The organism is Ketogulonicigenium robustum, from assembly GCF_002117445.1.
Lineage (GTDB): Bacteria > Pseudomonadota > Alphaproteobacteria > Rhodobacterales > Rhodobacteraceae > Ketogulonicigenium > Ketogulonicigenium robustum.
The window spans coordinates 46,029-63,948 of the sequence record NZ_CP019937.1; the positions used below are offsets into that span (position 1 = coordinate 46,029).

16 protein-coding genes are annotated in these 17,920 nt (G+C 64.5%); 5 read left to right on the forward strand and 11 right to left on the reverse strand.

What is annotated here, in order from left to right:
* Positions 1-27: 27 nt before the first annotated feature.
* The 6 genes from BVG79_RS00245 to BVG79_RS00270 are packed head-to-tail and all read right to left on the reverse strand — an operon-like array spanning position 28 to position 6,973.
* Positions 28-1,356 (reverse strand): amidase, encoded by a 1,329-nt coding sequence (locus BVG79_RS00245; protein WP_085785132.1) that lies wholly within the window; start codon positions 1,354-1,356, stop codon positions 28-30.
* Entirely contained in the window at positions 1,357-2,325 is a 969-nt protein-coding gene (locus BVG79_RS00250) for a polysaccharide deacetylase family protein (protein WP_085785133.1), read from the reverse strand.
* Entirely contained in the window at positions 2,322-3,251 is a 930-nt protein-coding gene (locus BVG79_RS00255) for a polysaccharide deacetylase family protein (RefSeq protein ID WP_085785134.1), read from the reverse strand. The genes BVG79_RS00250 and BVG79_RS00255 overlap by 4 nt, the downstream gene beginning before the upstream one ends.
* Positions 3,248-3,928 carry an isochorismatase family protein gene (locus tag BVG79_RS00260; protein ID WP_236951373.1) on the reverse strand — a complete coding sequence of 227 codons (681 nt, stop codon included), beginning with the start codon at positions 3,926-3,928 and terminating at the stop codon, positions 3,248-3,250. Before BVG79_RS00260 ends, BVG79_RS00255 begins: the two co-directional genes overlap by 4 nt.
* The gene (locus BVG79_RS00265; RefSeq protein ID WP_198167858.1) at positions 3,925-4,671 is read right to left on the reverse strand and encodes a VOC family protein; all 747 of its coding nucleotides are present in this window, start codon (positions 4,669-4,671) and stop codon (positions 3,925-3,927) included. Before BVG79_RS00265 ends, BVG79_RS00260 begins: the two co-directional genes overlap by 4 nt.
* 22 nt (positions 4,672-4,693) lie before the next feature.
* Positions 4,694-6,973 (reverse strand): molybdopterin-dependent oxidoreductase, encoded by a 2,280-nt coding sequence (locus BVG79_RS00270; RefSeq protein ID WP_085785136.1) that lies wholly within the window; start codon positions 6,971-6,973, stop codon positions 4,694-4,696.
* 251 nt (positions 6,974-7,224) lie between these two features.
* On the opposite strand from BVG79_RS00270, the gene BVG79_RS00275 reads away from it, so the two are divergent.
* Genes BVG79_RS00275 through metC form a run of 4 tightly spaced genes read left to right on the forward strand, consistent with a single transcriptional unit; the run spans position 7,225 to position 11,567 of the window.
* Positions 7,225-8,133, forward strand: coding sequence for a LysR substrate-binding domain-containing protein (locus BVG79_RS00275; RefSeq protein ID WP_085785137.1), 909 nt, complete (start codon positions 7,225-7,227; stop codon positions 8,131-8,133).
* Positions 8,134-8,185: 52 nt separating this feature from the next.
* Complete coding sequence (locus BVG79_RS00280) at positions 8,186-9,517, forward strand: NAD(P)/FAD-dependent oxidoreductase (protein ID WP_085785138.1); 1,332 nt, start codon at positions 8,186-8,188, stop codon at positions 9,515-9,517.
* Positions 9,518-9,528: 11 nt separating this feature from the next.
* A complete protein-coding gene (locus BVG79_RS00285) occupies positions 9,529-10,407 on the forward strand; it encodes a sulfurtransferase (protein ID WP_085785139.1) in 879 nt (292 codons plus the stop codon).
* A complete protein-coding gene (gene metC, locus BVG79_RS00290; RefSeq protein WP_085785140.1) occupies positions 10,407-11,567 on the forward strand; it encodes a cystathionine beta-lyase in 1,161 nt (386 codons plus the stop codon). The genes BVG79_RS00285 and metC overlap by 1 nt, the downstream gene beginning before the upstream one ends.
* Here the strand turns inward: metC and BVG79_RS00295 are convergent.
* The 4 genes from BVG79_RS00295 to BVG79_RS00310 are packed head-to-tail and all read right to left on the reverse strand — an operon-like array spanning position 11,564 to position 15,683.
* Positions 11,564-12,889, reverse strand: a complete 1,326-nt coding sequence (locus BVG79_RS00295; protein WP_085785141.1) for a F390 synthetase-related protein — start codon at positions 12,887-12,889, stop codon at positions 11,564-11,566. The genes metC and BVG79_RS00295 overlap by 4 nt on opposite strands.
* A complete protein-coding gene (locus tag BVG79_RS00300; protein ID WP_085785142.1) occupies positions 12,882-13,709 on the reverse strand; it encodes an MBL fold metallo-hydrolase in 828 nt (275 codons plus the stop codon). The genes BVG79_RS00295 and BVG79_RS00300 overlap by 8 nt, the downstream gene beginning before the upstream one ends.
* Positions 13,702-14,670: an NAD-dependent epimerase/dehydratase family protein gene (locus BVG79_RS00305; protein WP_085785143.1), complete on the reverse strand. Its 969-nt coding sequence runs from the start codon at positions 14,668-14,670 to the stop codon at positions 13,702-13,704. Before BVG79_RS00305 ends, BVG79_RS00300 begins: the two co-directional genes overlap by 8 nt.
* Positions 14,670-15,683 (reverse strand): 3-oxoacyl-ACP synthase III family protein, encoded by a 1,014-nt coding sequence (locus BVG79_RS00310; protein WP_236951374.1) that lies wholly within the window; start codon positions 15,681-15,683, stop codon positions 14,670-14,672. The genes BVG79_RS00305 and BVG79_RS00310 overlap by 1 nt, the downstream gene beginning before the upstream one ends.
* A 123-nt stretch (positions 15,684-15,806) precedes the next feature.
* Here BVG79_RS00310 and BVG79_RS00315 point away from each other — a divergent pair, with 123 nt between their 5' ends.
* Positions 15,807-16,874, forward strand: a complete 1,068-nt coding sequence (locus tag BVG79_RS00315) for a DUF3419 family protein (RefSeq protein ID WP_085785144.1) — start codon at positions 15,807-15,809, stop codon at positions 16,872-16,874.
* Here the strand turns inward: BVG79_RS00315 and BVG79_RS00320 are convergent.
* Positions 16,871-17,707 (reverse strand): hypothetical protein, encoded by an 837-nt coding sequence (locus BVG79_RS00320; protein WP_085785145.1) that lies wholly within the window; start codon positions 17,705-17,707, stop codon positions 16,871-16,873. The genes BVG79_RS00315 and BVG79_RS00320 overlap by 4 nt on opposite strands.
* Positions 17,708-17,920 lie beyond the last annotated feature (213 nt).

Below are 17,920 nucleotides of genomic sequence, written 5' to 3' on the forward strand. Positions count from 1 at the left end.
CGGGCTGTGGCGGTTCGGGTCGGGGGCCTACACGGGCGGGGGCGAAAGTTTAGGGCCCAGCAAGGCGGCGACCTGCAGGATCTTGCGGTCGCTAAAGCGGGGGCCTGTCAGAGTCACGCCGATGGGAAGGCCATCGGCGGCGGTCAAGCCGGGAATGTTGACGCAGGGCATATGCAGCAACGTCCAGATGCGATTGAACGTCGCCGCGCCGGTGTTTTGCGGGCCAAGGGGCGCGGTGCCGGGTGTGCTGGGGGTCAGCACCGCGTCATAGGGGGCGGCCAGCGTGTCGAATGCCGCGCGGCACTGCGCCGCCAGATTTTGCGCCTTCAGCAGATCGGCGCGGGTCTGTCCTGCGGTATTACGCATGATGTCCACGAGTTCGGGATAAAGCGCATCGCCGATCGCAAGGTATTCCGCACGAAAGGCGCTGCGCATTTCCGATTGCATGATGACGCCGTGCGCCGCTGTCAGCCCGTCGAATGCGGTGGGCAGGGTCAGGGTGTCGACCGTCGCACCCGCTGCGGTCAACGCTGCAATGGTCGTCTTGATGGCCTGCTGCGTGGCAGGTTCGGCGCGGTCCCAGACGGGGCTGGGGCAGAACGCAATCCGCAGCCCATGCAGGGTGTCGATGGCGCTGGCCGCGTCGTCTGCGATCCCGAACACATCGGCCAGCAGGGCCAAATCGGCGGCGCTGCGGCCATACCAGCCCAGCGTGTCGAAGCTGGCGGCACAGACTTTGAACCCCTCGTGGCTGACGGCGTTCCATGTAGGTTTCATGGCCCAAGCGCCGCAATAGCTGGCTGGTCGGATGACCGAGCCGCCGGTCTGCGTACCCAGCGATAGCGGCACCTGCGCATCCGCGACAGCCGCCGCCGACCCCGAGGACGACCCCCCCGGCGTGCGGCTGGGGTCGTGCGGGTTCTTGGTGGCGGCGCGCCGTCCGTTCACCGCAAATTCGACCGTGTCCAACTTGCCCATGATGATCGCGCCCGCGTCGCGCAGCATCGCGACCGAGGCGGCATCGATGTTCGGGAAATAGTCCTGAAAATGCGGCGAGTTGAAACTGGTGGGCATATCTTTGGTGTAGATGATGTCCTTGATGCCGACGGGCACGCCATGCAGGGGGCCGCGGCCGTCCATAGGGGCTGCATCGGCGGCATCGGCGGCGGCCAGCACTTGGGCCGCATCCAGATAGGTCCAGGCGCGCACGGCGGCATCGCGCTGGGCGATGCGGGCAAGATAGGCCTCGGCCAAGGCGCGCGCGGTGATCGCGCGGCTTGCAATGGCGGCAGCGGCGTCGCAGGCGCTCAGCTGCGTCAGGTCGTCGGCCATGTTGTCTTGCCCGCTGTCTGTCATTTATGCGTTCCCGCCCATAGCGACCCAGTCGCTGCGCAGGGCTTCGCCGGTCGCATGGCTTACCCCCTCGTTGCCGAGGAACTGGCCCAGCATCCGGTCCAGCGCGCGGATGCGGCTGGGCTGGGCGATGATCCACGGCGACAGCGACAGCGAGAGGATCCGCGCCCCTTCGGTTTTGCTTTCCGCGTCCAGCGCGGCGAAGGCGCCGTTGATCTGCCATTCATAGTCGGGGATGGCCATGTTCTGATTATGCAGGATCTTGTGGTCGGACAGGTCCCACGACAGGGGCATCTGGGTCAGATCACCCGCGCTGGTGCGGAAGGCATAGGGCATGTCGTCGTTGATCCAGTCGGCGATCCATTTGCCGCCCTCGGCTGCGACCAGATCGGGCGTCTGGGCCGATTGCGAAAACGCGGGCGAGTGCCACCCCGTGACGGCTTGGCCCGACAGGCTGCGCAGGGTGCTGAAGCTTTCTTGCACCAAGGCGACTTCGGCGGCGGGGTCCATCTGGCCGTGGAACAGGTGGCCCATATCGGTACCGGCGGCAGCGACTTCCCAGTCGCGACGCAAGATTTCTTGCAGCAGATAGGGATAGCGCTGGGCAACGACCGAATTCATCGCAGCGGTGGCCTTGATGCCGTATTTATCCAGCACCTTGAAGAGCCGGAAAATGCCCACACGGTTGCCGTAGTCGCGTGTCGAGAAATCCCACACGCTGGGGTAGGGGCGATCCATCCCCCCCGGCGGGACAAAGGGTTTGGCGGGCATGTCCATGGGGAAATGCTCGAAATGCACTGTCACCCACAGCTTCAGGCGGCTGCCGTCAGTCCAGTTGCGCACCGGCATATCGCGCAAAAAGCGGCGGTCGAACCGGTCGTGGTCCAGACCCTTGCGGCGGTGCGGGTAGTTGAAATAATCGGCGTCGATCCGCGCGTCTGGCGTCACGCTGTCGGGAAGGTAGCTGCTCATTGCGACACCACTGTGTTGAAGGGCTTCATCCAGTTGGTGAAGCTGTCGTAATAGTTCGCCTCGAAATGCGCGGCGATCTCGCGGGCGGTTGCCAGCCAGACCTTGTCGTGGCCGGTGATGTATTTCAGCGCCTCGTCCAGAATGCTCAGGCGGTGGGGCTGGCCGATCAGATAGGGGTGCAGGGGGATGCACATGACGGTGCCGCTTTCGGCGCCTTCCTCGTACAGTTGGTCGAAGTGGTCCTTGATCAGCTGCAGATAGTTGCGCGGCGAGATGTTCTTGAAGTTCAGCACCGGCACGTCGTTCGTTTCCATCATGTAGGGAACGCTGACAAAGCGGCTGGGGTTGCGGGTTTTTACCGGCATCGGCTGGTCGTCGTGGAACAGATCCAGCGTGTATTTGATGCCTTCCTCGGCCAGCAGGTCTTGCGTGGTCTCTTGGTTGGAAATCGCGGGCGACAGCCAGCCAGCCAAGTCCTGCCCCGAGGCGCGTTTGATCGTCTCGCGGCTGTCGCGGATGATCTCGCGCTGCTGGTCCTCGGTCATGTTGTACATGTAGCGGGTGTTATAGACGCCGTGGCTGAACAACTCCCAGTCCAGCTCGCAGCAGCGTTCTATGATCTCGGGGTAGTGGTCGCACACCGCGACGTTCAGCGAGACCGAGCCGCGCACGTTATACTTGGCCATCACATCGGCCATGCGGTTGAAGCCGACGCGGTTGCCGTAATCGCGCATCGAATAGTTGATGACGTCAGGCTCGGGGCGGTACCAGACCGACCGGGTGGGCGAGGGCGGCGGAGCGAGTTCGTAGAACTCGATATTGGGCGCGACCCAGAACGCGACGCGGGCGCCGTTCGGCCATTCGATTTTGGGGCGGCCCTGATAGGGCGCGTAGTCGTAGTTGTTCGGATCTGACAGCTTGGTCATTTTGTCCCCCGTGCTGCAAGGGCGGCCAACACGTCCGCAACGGGCGTGACGTCGCCATATTTGAAGGCAATGTCGTAAAGGCTGGCGTAGTGGGCCCATGCCTCGCGGTCGGCGACGGTCTCCTCGGGGACGATCACCTGATAGCCGTGCGACATGGCATCGACGACCGATCCGCGCACGCAGCCCGATGTGGCGCCGCCGGTGACGATCACGGTGTCGATCTTGTGCCAGTTCAGCCACGACGGCAGATGCGTTTCAAAAAACGCCGAGGCCATGCGCTTGTGCAAGATCAGGTCGCGCGCGCGGTCAACATCAAGGCGCGCGTCCAGTTCGGCCTGCGGGCTGTCATGGCCGACGCGCTGCAGCGACATCGGGGTGTCGGTGCGTTTGCTCCACCAGCCCGCATCCTCGCCCGAAGGGAGGTAGGCGACGTAAGTCCAAATCACCGGCATATCGAGGGCCCGCACCGCGCGCGCCAGCTGGTTCACGTAGTCCAACTGTTTGGGGTCAGCCTCGTACGCTGATGGGAAGGTGGCGGTATCGGTATAGCGGCGCTGCAGGTCGATGTTCAGCAGCGCGACACGGCTGCCGATCCCGCGCGACGGGATCTTGGGGGCCGCTTTCCAGTCGTCCCAGATTTGCCGCGCGGTTTTGTCTGTCTCGATCATCTTGCTCATTGCGCGGCACCGCGGATGAGGATCGGCGCGCCGTGGGTGAGGGCGGGGTTCAACTCGCCATCGGCGATGCCCTTCAGCACCAGATTGACCATCCCGCCTGTGGCGCGCCCGCCGGGTATGACGGCAGGGGACAGCACCTCGACATACGCGCCGTCGCCCATGTCGACCCGCAGCCCATTTGTCGCATCGGCCGTGCCGCCAAGGGCGACCAAGGTGTCGACGACCTGCTGCGGGGTGTCGGTGCTGATCGCGACCGATAGGATGCCCGTTGTGCCGTTGGCATGCACCGACGGCCCCGGGATACGGGCGGCGCGGCCGGTGACATCGGACACCACGAAAGGCAGGGCGACATCGCCATCGGCGCCGCGGCCGGTCATCAACAGATCCAGCGCCCAAGCCTCGCCGGTCGCGATGACGTTCGACACCGCGACGGGCCCGCGCACGGGCAGCCCCTTGGCGGCCAACGCGGCGCCGGCGGCTTTGGCATCGGCAACCGTAAACGAATAGTCGGCCAGCCCCTCGCCATCATCCATCACCGGGCCGAGGCGGTGGCCTGCCCGCGCGGCATCGGATGTGAAGGTCGTCAGCAGAATGTAGGACCCATCCACGAACGAGATGAAGCGGAACGCCGTCGCGCCGTGGCTGGTGTCGGCGCGTTCCAGCACCGTAAAGCCCAGTGTTTCAAAATCCTGCGCGGCGGTGTCCAGGTCGTCTACCAGCAGCACGATGTGATCGAAGTTCATGGTCATTCTGTCCTTGGTGGCGTTATGGCGCGGCGTGCAGCGGGGCGTGCATGACGCGAAGGGGCGGCAATGGGCCGTTCAGGCGTTCGACTTGCACCAGACACGACTGGGCCGAGCTGCCCTGACCCAGATCGGATGTGCCGATATCGCGGGTCAGGACGTTGGGGTTGCTGTTGCGATCCAGCGTGCCGTCGGGGTCGTAGGTGGCACCGGTGGGCAGCAGAACCACGCCTTGCATGACGGCGGGGTCGACCCCCAGAACCGCAAGGCACGCCCCGCGATCATTGAAGATGCGCACGGCATCGCCATCCGACAGGCCGCGCTGGGCGGCATCATCGGGGTGCATCACCAGAATTTCGCGGTCGTGGCGCTTGCCCGCGCGGCTGTAACTGGAAAAATCCATCTGGCCGTGCAGCTTGCGCGCGGGTTGGGGGGACAGCAGATGCAGCGGGTGCGTTTGCGCGGCGGGGGCCCCCAGCCATTCCTCGGGGTCGAGCCATGCGGGGTGACCCAGCTGGCCCGCCTCGGCGGCAATGGCGTCGCTGAACAGTTCGATCTTGCCCGAGGGGGTGCCAAGCGGCCTGCCATCAGGGTCGGCCCGCCAGCTGGCGAACATGGTATAGTCGCCCTCGGGTTCGGGCATTTTGAAATAGCCGGTATCCCAGAAGTCCTGAAAACGGGGCGGGGTAATGCCGCGGCTTTGCAGACGCCCTGCAATAACCTCCCACGCCTTTTCCAGCCAGTCAGCCTCGGTCTTGCCTTCGGTAAAGGTGTCATACGCGCCAAGGCGCTGGGCGAGGGCGGCGAAGATCGCGTAATCGTCGCGCGCCTCGGCATAGGGTTCGACCAGCTTGTGCATCGCCAGCAAAAACCGATCGCGCGAGGCGCCGCCGATGTCATTGCGTTCCAGCGTCACGGTGGCGGGCAGCACGATATCGGCATGGCGCGCGGTGGCGGTCCAATAGCTTTCGTTCACGATGATGGTCTGCGGCTGGCGGAACCCCTCGCGCAGGCGGTTCAGGTCTTGGTGGTGGTGGAACGGGTTGCCGCCAGCCCAATAGACCAGCTTTACATCAGGATAAGTTCGCGTCTCGCCGTTGAAGCGGTAGGTCTGCCCGGGCTGAAGCAGCATGTCGGTCACGCGCGCACACGGGATCGACAGGCCGGTGGCATTCTTGATCGCGGGGATGCCGTAAAGCGGCGTGCGGTAATTCGGGTTCCCCATCGCATTCGACGATCCGTAGCCGAAGGCAAAGCCCCCGCCCGGAAGGCCGATCTGCCCCAAAGCCGCGGCCAGACCGATCGCGGCCCAATAGGGCTGCTCGCCGTGGCGCGCGCGCTGCAGCGACCAATTCAGCGAAACCATCACCCGTTTGCCCGGAAGGCTCTCGGCCAAGGCGCGAATGTGCGCTGCGGGAATGCCGGTGATCGTGGCCGCCCATTCGGGCGTTTTAGCTACCCCATCGGTGCGGCCCATCAGGTAATCCAGCCAGCGTTCGGCCCCATGGGTGTAGCGCTGCAAGAAGCCGATGTCGGCCTTGCCCGCCGCAACAACCGCTTGCGTGAGGGCCAGCATCAGCGCGGTATCGGTGGTCGGGCGCACGGGCATCCATTCGACGCCGTAGTCATCCTCGATATCCTTGCGCCACGGCGAGATGTTGATGGTGCGCACGCGCTGCGTAATGCCGCGCATGAAGGTGTCAAAGCGGTGCTCGCCCACGCCCCCCGACTGGATGTCCCAGTTTTTCAACGGGATGCCGCCGAAGGCCAGAAAGATGTCGCAGTGTTCCGCGATGGTAGCGATGCCGGTTACACTTGAACCTATGGCATCTGGCACCCCCAGCACACGCGGCAGAAAGGCCATGGCAGCACCATAGCTGTAGTTTGTTTCTTGGTCGACGTAGCCGCCCAGGGCCCCGAAGAACCGCCGCACGAGCGAACGGGCGTGATGCAACCGGCCCGCGCTCGACCATCCGTAAGAGCCTGCGAACAGCGCCCCATTGCCGAATGTGTCGCGCACGCGGGCGATTTCACCGGCCACGCGGTCGAGTGCAACGTCCCAATCGACCTCGATATACGTGTCCTCGCCGCGCGCGGCGCCGTTGTCGCCGGCCAACCAGCCACGGCGCACCGCAGGGCGGGCGATGCGCAGAGGGCTGTCCAGCATCTCGGGCCACGCCTCGTTCATCCGCGAGGGGCGCGGGTCGTGTTCAAAGGGGTACACACGGGTGATTTTGCCGCCCTCGACCTCGGCGCGAAACGCCCCCCAATGAGAGGCGCAAAGTGGCAGATTTTGCGGCATGAGGTGCTGATCCTTTGGGCGGTTCGGGTTCGTGCGTCAGGTGCGAATGCGGTTTCAGGCCCGACATTGGCCGAAAAACACTCGACATTGAATCGGGTAGATCATAACTTTTTCATCGTCAAGTTTCGCTGTTGACGTTGGAAATATTATGTTCAAAACATGGGCGAAGTTAGGATGCACATCCCCTTTTTCGCAGCTGCGCTTGATCATAATGCGTTGAATACAACCCTGAACTTTTGCCCCGAGGATGAATGAAACGTTTTAATATCAGGCAGATAGAGGCTTTTCGCGCAGTTGTGACCCTCGGCAGTATGACCAATGCTGCTGAACAATTAGGCATTTCCCAGCCCGCCGTGAGTCGCCTGATGTTGGACTTTCAAGAGGCAGTCGGCTTCAAGCTATTCCGCAAGCAGCGCGGTGGTGCCGAGCCGACCGAAGACGCCCGCCGTCTTTTTGAGCAAGTCGAGAAGCTGTTCGTCGGACTTGAGGAACTGAATCAAGAGGTTCACGCCATTCGCAGCCTAACCAGCGGATCGATAACGCTGGTTGCGATGGGGCCTTATGACAATGGCATTCTGCCCGATATGATCGCCCGCTTTCGTCAAAGCTACCCCGACATTTCGGTGCGAATCGACAGCCAGCCGCAAGATCGCGTGATCGAATGGGTCGCATCCGGGCGCGCCGATATTGGCGTCTTGTCGCTGCCGACGGCGATTTCAACGGTCGATACCTATGAACTGATGACGCGCCCCGCCCTGTGCGCCATGCCGGTCGATCACCCCTTGGCCGCCAAAGATGTGATCACCCCCGAGGATCTGGCAGATCTGTCGTTCGTCAGTTTTCCGCGCGGCACGCCCTTTCGGTTTCGCACCGACAGTATTTTCGAACGCGCTGGCATCGAGCGGCAGATGCTGACCGAGGCCTCGACCCACGAAGCCGTCTGCAATCTGATCGCGGCTGGCTTGGGCGTCAGCATTGTCAGCCCGTTTTCCCCGCACCTGCGACGCAACCCAGCCTTGGCGTTTCGTCCGTTCAAACCCGCCATTCCGATCAGCATCGGCATGGTTTGCGACGAGGCCAGCCTGTCGGTCGCGGCGCGTGCGCTGCACGGCTTCATTCTCTCCGAGGTGGCGCACCTTGAACAGCGCGCGCCTGCCTAACTCTAACAGACCGCGCCGATCGGGCCTGCGGTAAACCGAAGAAAGCATCTCTATGGACGATCTTGCGCAAAACCCGAACGATTTCACAGTCGTGCCCCCCGAAACCGAGGTGGTGGTGATCGGTGGCGGCATCATCGGGGCGTGCATCGCCCTCGAGCTGGCCGAACGGAACATTCCCGTCGTTCTGTGCGAGAAAGGCACGATCGGCGAAGAACAGTCCGGCCGCAACTGGGGCTGGGTGCGCAAGATGGGCCGCGACATCCGCGAGATGCCGCTGATGCTGCGCGCGATGGAGCTGTGGGGCGGGATGGAAGCGCGTGTCGGTGCCGATGTAGGCTTTCGCCGCCGTGGCATCACTTATTTCTGCGACGAAGAAAAGGATATGGGCAAGTACGAGGCATGGATGAAGGCGATGGAGCCTTTTGGCCTTGATACCCATTTTATTGGTCGCGAGCGCGTCAACCAGATCGCCGTCGGCAATACGCGCAACTTCGCGGGCGGCCTGCATACGCCTTCGGATGGCTTTGCCGAACCGCACCTTGCCGCCCGCCTGATTGCCGAAGGCGCCCGCAAGAAAGGTGCCCGCATCATTGAAGGGTGCGCTGTGCGCGGGTTCGAGACGACCGGCGGCCGCGTCAGCGAGGTGATCACCGAGAAAGGCCGCATCCGCTGCAATACCGCTGTACTTGCGGGGGGTATCTGGTCCAGCCTGTTTGGGCGCAACCAGAATGTGAAAATTCCGCAACTGAAGATGCTGTCGCAGGTCATGCGGACACGCCCGATCAGCGGCGGCCCGCTGGGGTGTGGGTCGGGCAAAGGGTTCGGCTTCCGCCAGCGCAATGACGGCGGGTACAATATCGGCATGCGCTCGGCCCATGCGGTTGACATCGTGCCCGACAGCTTCCGGTTTTTCCGCGACTACATCCCCGCCATCAAGAACGAATGGCGCGCGATGAAGTTCCGCATCGGCAAGCGCAGCTTTCAGGAAACCGCCATGCTGCGCCCATGGTCGATGGATCAGCGGTCGCCGTTCGAGACCTATCGCATTATGCGCCCCGTGCCCGGCAATGCGATTCTGGACCAAGCGACCATCAACATCAAAACGCTGTTTCCCCAGTTCAAAGACATGGTCGTGAACGAACGGATGAGCGCGTGGATCGACGTGACCCCTGATGCGATTCCCACGATTTCGCAAGTCGATGCGATTGCGGGCTTCTATGTCTCGACCGGTTATTCGGGCCATGGCTTTGGCATCGCCCCCGCCGCAGGCCAGTTGATGGCCGAACTGATCACCGGCGAAGCCCCCCATGCCGACCCGACCCCGTTCCGTCACAGCCGTTTCATCGACGGGTCGGAAATTGTTCACTGGCCGATTGGCTTTTAAAGGGGGCCGATATGGCAAACGACGTGGCAAATGACGTGGGGCCGGATACCTATCTGGTCGAGCCTGACTGGCTGGAGCAGCACCTCTACGACCCCGGTATCGTGGTGATCGACTGTTCATGGTACATCCCCGAGGCGGAAAAAAGCGCGCGGGCCGAATTCGGCGCGGGGCATATTCCCGGCGCGCGGTTTTTCGATCTGGATGCCGCATCGGACGCCGCATCGCCCTATGTGAACATGCTGCCCAGCCCTGCGCAGTTCGCAGCGGTGGCGGGCGGACTGGGTATCGGGCCCGACACATTGGTTGTGGTGTATGACAGCAGCTATGTCTCGGCCCGTGTGTGGTGGATGTTTCGCCATTTTGGCCACAACCGGGTCGCCATTCTGAATGGCGGCTGGAAACGCTGGTTGGCCGCAGGCTATCCGGTCGAGGCGGGGCTTTCTGACGTGGCGCCTGTCGCCCATACCACGGCGACCCCTGCCGCAAGGGCAGGCGATGTAGCCGATTGGCACGATGTGCAAGCCGCCCTTGCCGATGGCAGCGCAGGCGTCGTCGATGCCCGCACGCACGAGCGGTTCACTGGCGCGCTGCCATCGGGCTATCCGGGGGTGGCTGGGGGGCATATGCCCGGCGCGATCAATGTGCCGTGGGGCCAGTTGCTGCCGCAGGCGGACGATTACACCTTTGTGTCGCCCGATCAAGCGCGGGCCGTCATGGAAGCCGCCGGTGTGGATCTGGCCCGGCCGCTGATCGCGACCTGCGGGTCTGGGGTTACGGCTGCCATTTTGCTGTTTCAATTGGCCCGTATGGGGAAAACCGATGTCACGCTCTATGACGGGTCGTGGCACGAGTGGGGGCAGCGCGACGACCTGCCGAAGGAGACTGTGTAATGAGTAAACCCGATGGCACCTTGCTGGTCAACACCGGTCGCCCGCATGGCGCGGGAATCCACGGGGTAAACCCGCCCATCGTGCGCGCCTCGACCTTTGTGTTCGACACGCTGACGGCGTTCGAGGACGCCTCGAAAACCCCGTTTGATGTGCCGTTCTACGGCCGCGTCGGCACCCCCACCACCTTTGCCTTCGAGGCCGCAATGGCCGAGCTGGAAGGCGGCCACCGCGCGATTGCGACCTCATCGGGCGTATCGGCGATTTCGGCGGTGCTGCTCGGCTTTATGGCCGATGGCGGGCATTTGCTGGTGGTCGATACCGTTTACGAGCCTGTGCGCCGGTTCTGCACCCGTATGCTGGCGCGTATGGGCGTAGAAACCACCTTTTACGACCCCGCCATTGGCGCTGAAATCGCAGATCTGATCCGCGACGATACACGGTTGATCTACATGGAATCGCCGGGGTCGGGCACGTTCGATGTGCTGGACGTGCCTGCCATTGTGGCCGCGGCGAAGGCGCGTGCCGTGCCCACCGCCATTGATAACACATGGGCGACCCCGCTGTTCTTCCGGCCGCTGGAACATGGGGTCGACGTGTCGATCCACGCGGCGACGAAATACATCGTCGGCCATTCGGATGCGATGCTGGGGGTAATCACCACCAATGCCGCCGTCCATGATGCAGTGCGCCGCGCGACCCAAGATCTGGGGGCCTGCGCCGGGATCGAAGAGGTAAATCTTGGCCTGCGCGGATTGCGCACGTTGGACGTGCGCCTGCGGCGGCACGCTGCCAGCGCGATGCAGTTGGCGCAGTGGTTGCAGGCGCAGCCGGGCGTTGCGCGCGTTCTGCACCCCGCACTGCCCGATTGCCCGGGGCATGCCTTCTGGGCGCGCGATTTCGACGGTGCGGCGGGACTCTTTTCGGTCGAGCTGACGGGCGGCGCGGATGCGGCGCGGCAGTTTATCGATGCGCTGCAGCTATTCCGCATCGGCTTTAGCTGGGGCGGGTTCGAAAGCTTGGTCTTGCCGGTCCACCTTGAAAACCGCGCGCTGCCGCGCTGGGCGAACACCGGCGCGTTGGTGCGGCTGCAAGTCGGGCTGGAAGACCCTGATGACCTGCAGCGCGATCTGGCGCAAGCCTTGGCCGTGATCGCGCCTTAACGCTGAACGGTGACCCTGCGCCGTTTTGGTGCGGGGTCACCGCCCCGTGCTTGATCCTGCGTTGGGGGGGGTATCCCGTGGCTGAAGGTCAGCGGCGGCAGCTGGGCGCCCAATGCCTCTGCTGCGCGCTGCAGGTTGGCCTGCACGCTTACGCAGGCCGCGTTGAATGCGGGCGTATCCAGCGTGATATGCAGCGTGTCTTGCCGGATTTGCTGCATCCGATAGTCGTCGATCGGCGCAGTCGCGGTGGCCACGGCCTGCCGCAAAATATCGGCAGGCACATAAATCAGGCCAGTTTCCGTGCCTGCCGTGCCGCTGTTGCGGGTGTGCCAATACACCATGTCATCGGCGCGCCCCTCGATCCGGGTGATGCGCGTTGCGGCAGATCCGCAGGCGCAGGGGGTAGGGTCGGGCACAAGCACATCGTCCAGCCGGTAGTTCAGAATCGGCAAGGTCTGGCGGCGCAGGTCGGTGATGATGGGACAGAAGGCCCCCGTGGCAGTATCGACGACATCGCGGCCGAAATGGACATATCTTTCGTTCAGATGTAGCGATCCTGCCTTGCAGGTCAGGGCCAGCACCCCCTCGGTGCATTGATAGATCTGCGCGACGGGGCGTTCGAAGGCGCGGGTGATGGCGATTTCATCCTCGGGGGACAGTACCTCGGCCACGGAAATCACTTGCTGGGGGGCGATGTGCAGGTGGCCCGCGGTCTGCGCGCCCGCCAGGCGGGTCAGCACCTGCGCGGGGGCAATCAGTACCGTGGGGTTTTGGTGGTTCAGCGCGGGGATATGCGCATCAATCCCGCGCAGCAGGTCATAGAACCCGAAGGCGATCAGCGGGTTTCGCACCGTTTCATAAAGCGGGTTATTGGCCCGCAGAAAGAACGCGACGCGTTGGCGGCGCCACAGCTGCGGCATGAACCGCCCCATCATCAGGGCCGCCCACAGCCGCCGTTCCGCCCGGTTCGAGGCGAACAAGCCCCGCTGCCCCGATGTGCCCGTCGACAACCCCAGCGCCACATCGCCGATCATCGGGGTGAAGTCGCGGCTGGCTTCGGCTTGCAGGGTCAGATGCAGGGCTTCCTCGCGCGTGAGGCCAGCGGTGTTGATCTGGCTGAAATGCTCCATCAGCCGCGCTTTGTTCATCTGGGGCCAGCGGGCCACCGGCTGGTCGGCAAAGGGCGCATAGAACGGGCTGCGGGGCATAACAGTGCGGCGCAGCCGTGCAAAGCCCTGGGCCTGCAGCCGGTCGATTGCCGCGCGGGTGCGCGGGGGTGGCAGGTAGCGCGTGGCGATTAGGGTGTTGATAGCCTCAATCATGCGGGGGGAAGTTTTCGGGGCAGTGCGACGCAACAATACGTACATGCGGCGCGCGGCGATGCAGGGCCACAAGGCGCGCGAAGGTTGCCAGATAGGCATTGGCATCGCCCAGCCGCGCCAATGTCATGCGGGGTGGCGGGCTATTGGCGCGCAGGGCAGACAGGCCCCAAGCCGCGTCGGCAACCAGAAACGTCGGCCCCGTGCTGGTATGGGGCACGAACAGCCCCACCTGACCAGTGCCATGGCCGGGCAGCGGTACGATCAGCGCAGACTGGTCGCCAAACAGGTCGAACCCCGTGCCGAACTCTGCCAAATCCCACGGGGTCAAATCGACGGGCGGCAGGGCCTGAATGGGCGCGATGGGGATTGCCCGCAGATTGTCGCGCAGCCCTTCGGGAAGCCCCGCCTTCAGACTGGCCAGCCGCCCCGCTTTCAGCGCGGCCATCGCGGGGGCGCTGGCCAGAACGGGGGGCAGCGGCGCGGCAAGGTCGAACAGGCCCGCCACATGATCGGCATGCAAATGCGACAGAACGATGCGGTCGGGCTGCTCGGCACGCAGCTGATTGGCCAGCGACTCGTGCGCATGAAACGTCACGGGGGTGAGCCACCGGTAAAGGCGTTCGGGGAAGGGCGCGGTGGCATCAAAGAACGCGCGGCCATAGCCAGTGTCGAACAGCACGCTGCCATGGCGAGGGTGGCGCAGCAGCGCAGCGCCCGCTGGAAACGCGACGGGCCGCAAGCCGCCATCACGGCGCGATAGCCGTTCGGGCGCGCGGCAGTACCCGACCCGCAGCAAAGTGACCTCGTAGGCCTCAGGCATAGTCCTGCACGCCTTGCTGCAGGGTGGTTTGTGGCTGGTAGCCCAGCTGGCTGCGCGCCTTTTCGATATTCAATGTCAGGCTCCGCCCGAGGGAGGCGACCGCTTGGCGCGTCAGCACAGGCTCGCGCAAGGGGGCGAAGATGCGGTGCGCCCCCTCCAGCACGCTGGCGATGGCCATGGCCGCGCTATAGGGCAGCCGCACCTCGCGCACGCTGAGGCCGCGCAACTGGCTGACGGTTTGCAGGATTTGCCCGAACGACAGGGTCTCGCCCGATGTGATGTTAAAGACCTGCCCCCCAGCCGCAGGGTGGTGGCCCAGTAGGTGCATGGCGCGTGCCGCATCGCTGACATGGGTGATGTCGACCAATGCGCCGCCGCCCGCGATCATCGGTACCTTGCCGCGTTGCATTGCGGCCAGCAGGCGCGGCATCAGCGACCGGTCGCCCGTTCCGTAAATCGCGCGGGGGCGCATCGCCGTGGTGCGCATGCCGCGCGGGTTGTCCGACGACATGACAAGTTGTTCGGCCAGAAACTTGGTGCGGGCGTAGTGGCTGGCGAAAACCTTGGGCAGGGGGGCGTCTTCGGGCAGGTTCAGCCGATCTGCGCCGTTCGCATAGATGCTGGGGGACGATGCAAAGACAAACCGCCCGACGCCTGCTTGCTGTGCGATGCGCAGCAGCGCGGCTGTGGCCGTGACGTTGACGGCCTGAAACGTGCGTGGGTCACCCCATGCCGATGACAGCGCGGCGCAGTGGTAGACGGTATCGACCCCGTACAGGTGACGGGCCGGCAGCGGCTGGGTCAGATCGTGGTGGACGAAGTGGGCCCCCTGCACGCTTAGTTGCGCGCCGGCCAGTGTGTCGCGCCCGATTGCGATGACATCATCGCCCGCGTGCAGGCAAGTGTCGACCAACCGCGCGCCAAGGCAGCCGGTGGCCCCAGTGATCAGAACGCGGGCCATCAGATTTGCACCACCATGCCGCCCAGTGATATACCTGCCGATGTGCCGATGATCAGCGCCCTGTCACCCGCCTTTAGCTGCCCATTGGCGCGTGCGTGATGCAGAGCCGTCGGGATTGATGCCGCGATCTGGTTGCCGCAGCGGGTGTAGGTGTTGACGACGCGGGCAGGATCGATCCCCAGCCGCGCGATTTCCCGTGCCAGCGCCGGCCCCGAGGCTTGGTGCGGGATGACACAAGCCAGATCATCAAGGCGGCACCCCGCATCGTCCAGCAGCGCCGCCAAAAAGGCAGGCATGTGGCGCGCGGCATAGCGAAACGCCTGCGCGCCGTCCATTTGGAACAGGTTTTGCGCGGCAGCGCCGTGCACGCCCAGCCGCGTGCCGCCGCCTTCCAGCCTGCAGATTTCGTGCCCCGCGCCGTAGGTTGCAAAGCGGTGCGCGAGGAGTTGCGAAGGGCCTGCCGTCAGCACCACGGCCGCCGCGCCATCGCCGAAAATCGCGGCAGCGTCTGGGTTCGACCAATCAAGCGCCGCTGACGCGATATCGGCCGAAAACACCAGCACGTTGCGCGCGAGCCCCAAACTGATCCGCATGACTGCCAGTTCGAACGCTTGGACAAAGCTGAGGCAGGTGGCATTCACATCGTAGGCCGCCCCCCCCGACTGCCCCAGCCCAAGGCGGTTTTGCACCAAAGCAGCGGTTGAGGGGATGGGCTGTTCCATCACCCCGCACGCACCGATGATCAGGTCCAGCGCGCTGGGCGGCATGTCTGCATTTTGCAGCGCAGCGCGCGCGGCGGCGGCGGCCATAAAGGATGTGGTCTCGTCGGGCGCAGCGATGTGGCGCTGGGTCAGGCCGTAGCGCTGGGCGCATTGGCCCGCGGGCCACCCCAAACGGTTGTCGATTTCGTCCGAGGGCAGGATGTGCCGTGGCAGATAAATCCCGCTTCCGGCGATGCTGAATGTGATCGGCGAAGGGGCGCGTGTGGGTGTCGTTTTAAGGTGGGGCATCATGCCTTTGGCGTTGCACCGCAAAGCCTGCGGCCTGTAACAGGTAAACGTTGCGCGAAAAGCTGCAAGCGTTTCGAACGGCTTGGGACAGTTTCCGCCGATCTACGCGGCTGCAAGGGGAATGGTGTGGGCTTTTTCGGGAATCTGAATTTCACCTCGGCGAACGAGGATAGTCGCAGCGAGCTGGCCGCGATTGGCACGCAGCGCGGCACGATTGTGACGCTGACAGGCAGCGGCGCGCGCGCGTTAGATCTGCTGCTGGGGGCGGCTGACCAAGTCCTCGCGCTGGATATGAACCCTGCGCAAAATGCCCTGCTGGGGCTGAAAATGGCGGCCTTCGATGTATTGGATCACGATGCATTGCTGGCGTTTTTGGGCGTGACCGCCAGCGATGACCGCGCGGCGACTTATCAGGCGCTGCGGCCAGCGCTGACCCCCGATGACCGCGCCTTTTGGGATGCGCGCCAAAAGATTTTGGCCCGCGGCGTGATTTACGCGGGGCTATGGGAAAAGGTGCTGCGCTTTGGTGCGCGCGCCACGCGGTTGTGGCGGGGGCAGGCGCGCATCGACGCGCTGTTCGCCGCCCCCGATGTGGATGTGCAGGCAGCCCTGTGGCGGCAGTATTTCGATGATCGCGCGTGGCGCCTTGCCATCCGCGCGCTGGGACAGCGTTGGGTGTGGACGCGGCTGGTGGGCGAGCCGGGCGGGGCCTTCCTGCCGCCGCCCCGCGTGGTCGAAGCGCGTCTGGCAGGCGCATTCACTGGCGCTGCCGGTCGCTTTTTGTGGCGCGAGAGCGATTTTGCCAGCCTGATCCTGCGCGGCACCATCGCGCCGCCTGCCGCGCTGCCTTTGCACCTTTTGCCTGAGAATCACGACGGCATCCGCGCGGGGCTGGCCCGCATTCGCCGCATCGATGGGGGCTTGCTGGATCTGCCGCGTTTGGGGGTGCAGGGGGTGACGGGGTTTTCGCTGTCGGATTTCGGCTCGTACTGTGATGCGGCGACCTATGCGCAGGTTTGGCAGGCCGTGTTGCAGGTCGCCGCACCAGATGCGCGCTTTTGCGAGCGTATTTTTATGAATGATCTGCAGCTGCCCGACCCGCGCATCGTGCTGGATCGGGCCCTGTCAGACAGGTTGACGGCGCAAGACCGCGCCATCATTTACACGCTGCGCGCGGGGCGGCTGGCGGTTTAGCCGCCGCAGCTGACGTTTTGCCCGACGACGGTGGGCCCTTCGGGCGGAACACCTTCGCCTGCAGTGACGACCTGCAACAGATCGGGGCCGTTGGTGTAGCGGAAGCTGCAAAAGTTCAGACCGGTTCCCGAGCAACTGTCAGCCTCGGGCACGCCGCCTTCGGCGAACGCGATAGACTGGGGGTCGCGCGCCTCGGGCGGGGTGATTTCAACCTCCCACCCCGCGGCAAGGTAGGCCTCGCGGGCGGTGGCAATCGGCTGGCCGTAGCGCAGGGGCAGCTCCATCGACCCGCCGCAGACGCTCTCGCGTTCGGGCAGTGGGGCGAGGGCGATGTGACCGGCTGCGGTCAACGCGATGTCGGCCGTGGGCAGCGACAGCACATCGCCGTCGCGCAACCGCACCGCCCCGTTTTCCAACGCTTCCAGCCCGCCAATGGCGAAGGGCATGTCGCCTTCGGCCCAGATCAGGCCCAGCAGGTGATCATCGCTGAAGACCCCGATATTGCCGCCGCTGATGGCGCAGGCTCCTCCACCAGCCTCGTTGGCCCCGGCTGCGAAGCTGACAAGCGTATACGGGCCCAAGGGAGCCTCGCTGGTGACATGCCACCCTAGCGCGTCAACCAGTTGGCCACCCACGCTGGTCGGCGGGGCCGCGAAACAGCTGCGGTCGCCATCCGGCGGCGGGGCCAACTGTGCGGGGCGACCTGCGGTGAAGCCCGCAAGTTCGGTCGAAATGTCGATGTCCAGCGCCTGCGCCGTCGCGGAGGAGGCACAAAGCGCGGTGACCAAGGCTGCCAATGTCGAGGTGCTGGCGGCAAAGATGTGATGCTGCATGGGATACCTTTTGTTTCACAAAACCTTGCGGTGGTGGCAGCGGCTTTGCACCCATTTGGTGCGCCGCGCCGCGTATGGGCGCGTTTCTGCCGACGCACCGGCCTGCGCATCGCAGCCCCGCGCGCGCCGTGCGATCGCGCTGTTGCCGCCCTAGGCTGGCGTGGATATCATCGCGGAGTAGCTGGCGGCGGCCTTACGCCCCTGCCTTCATCC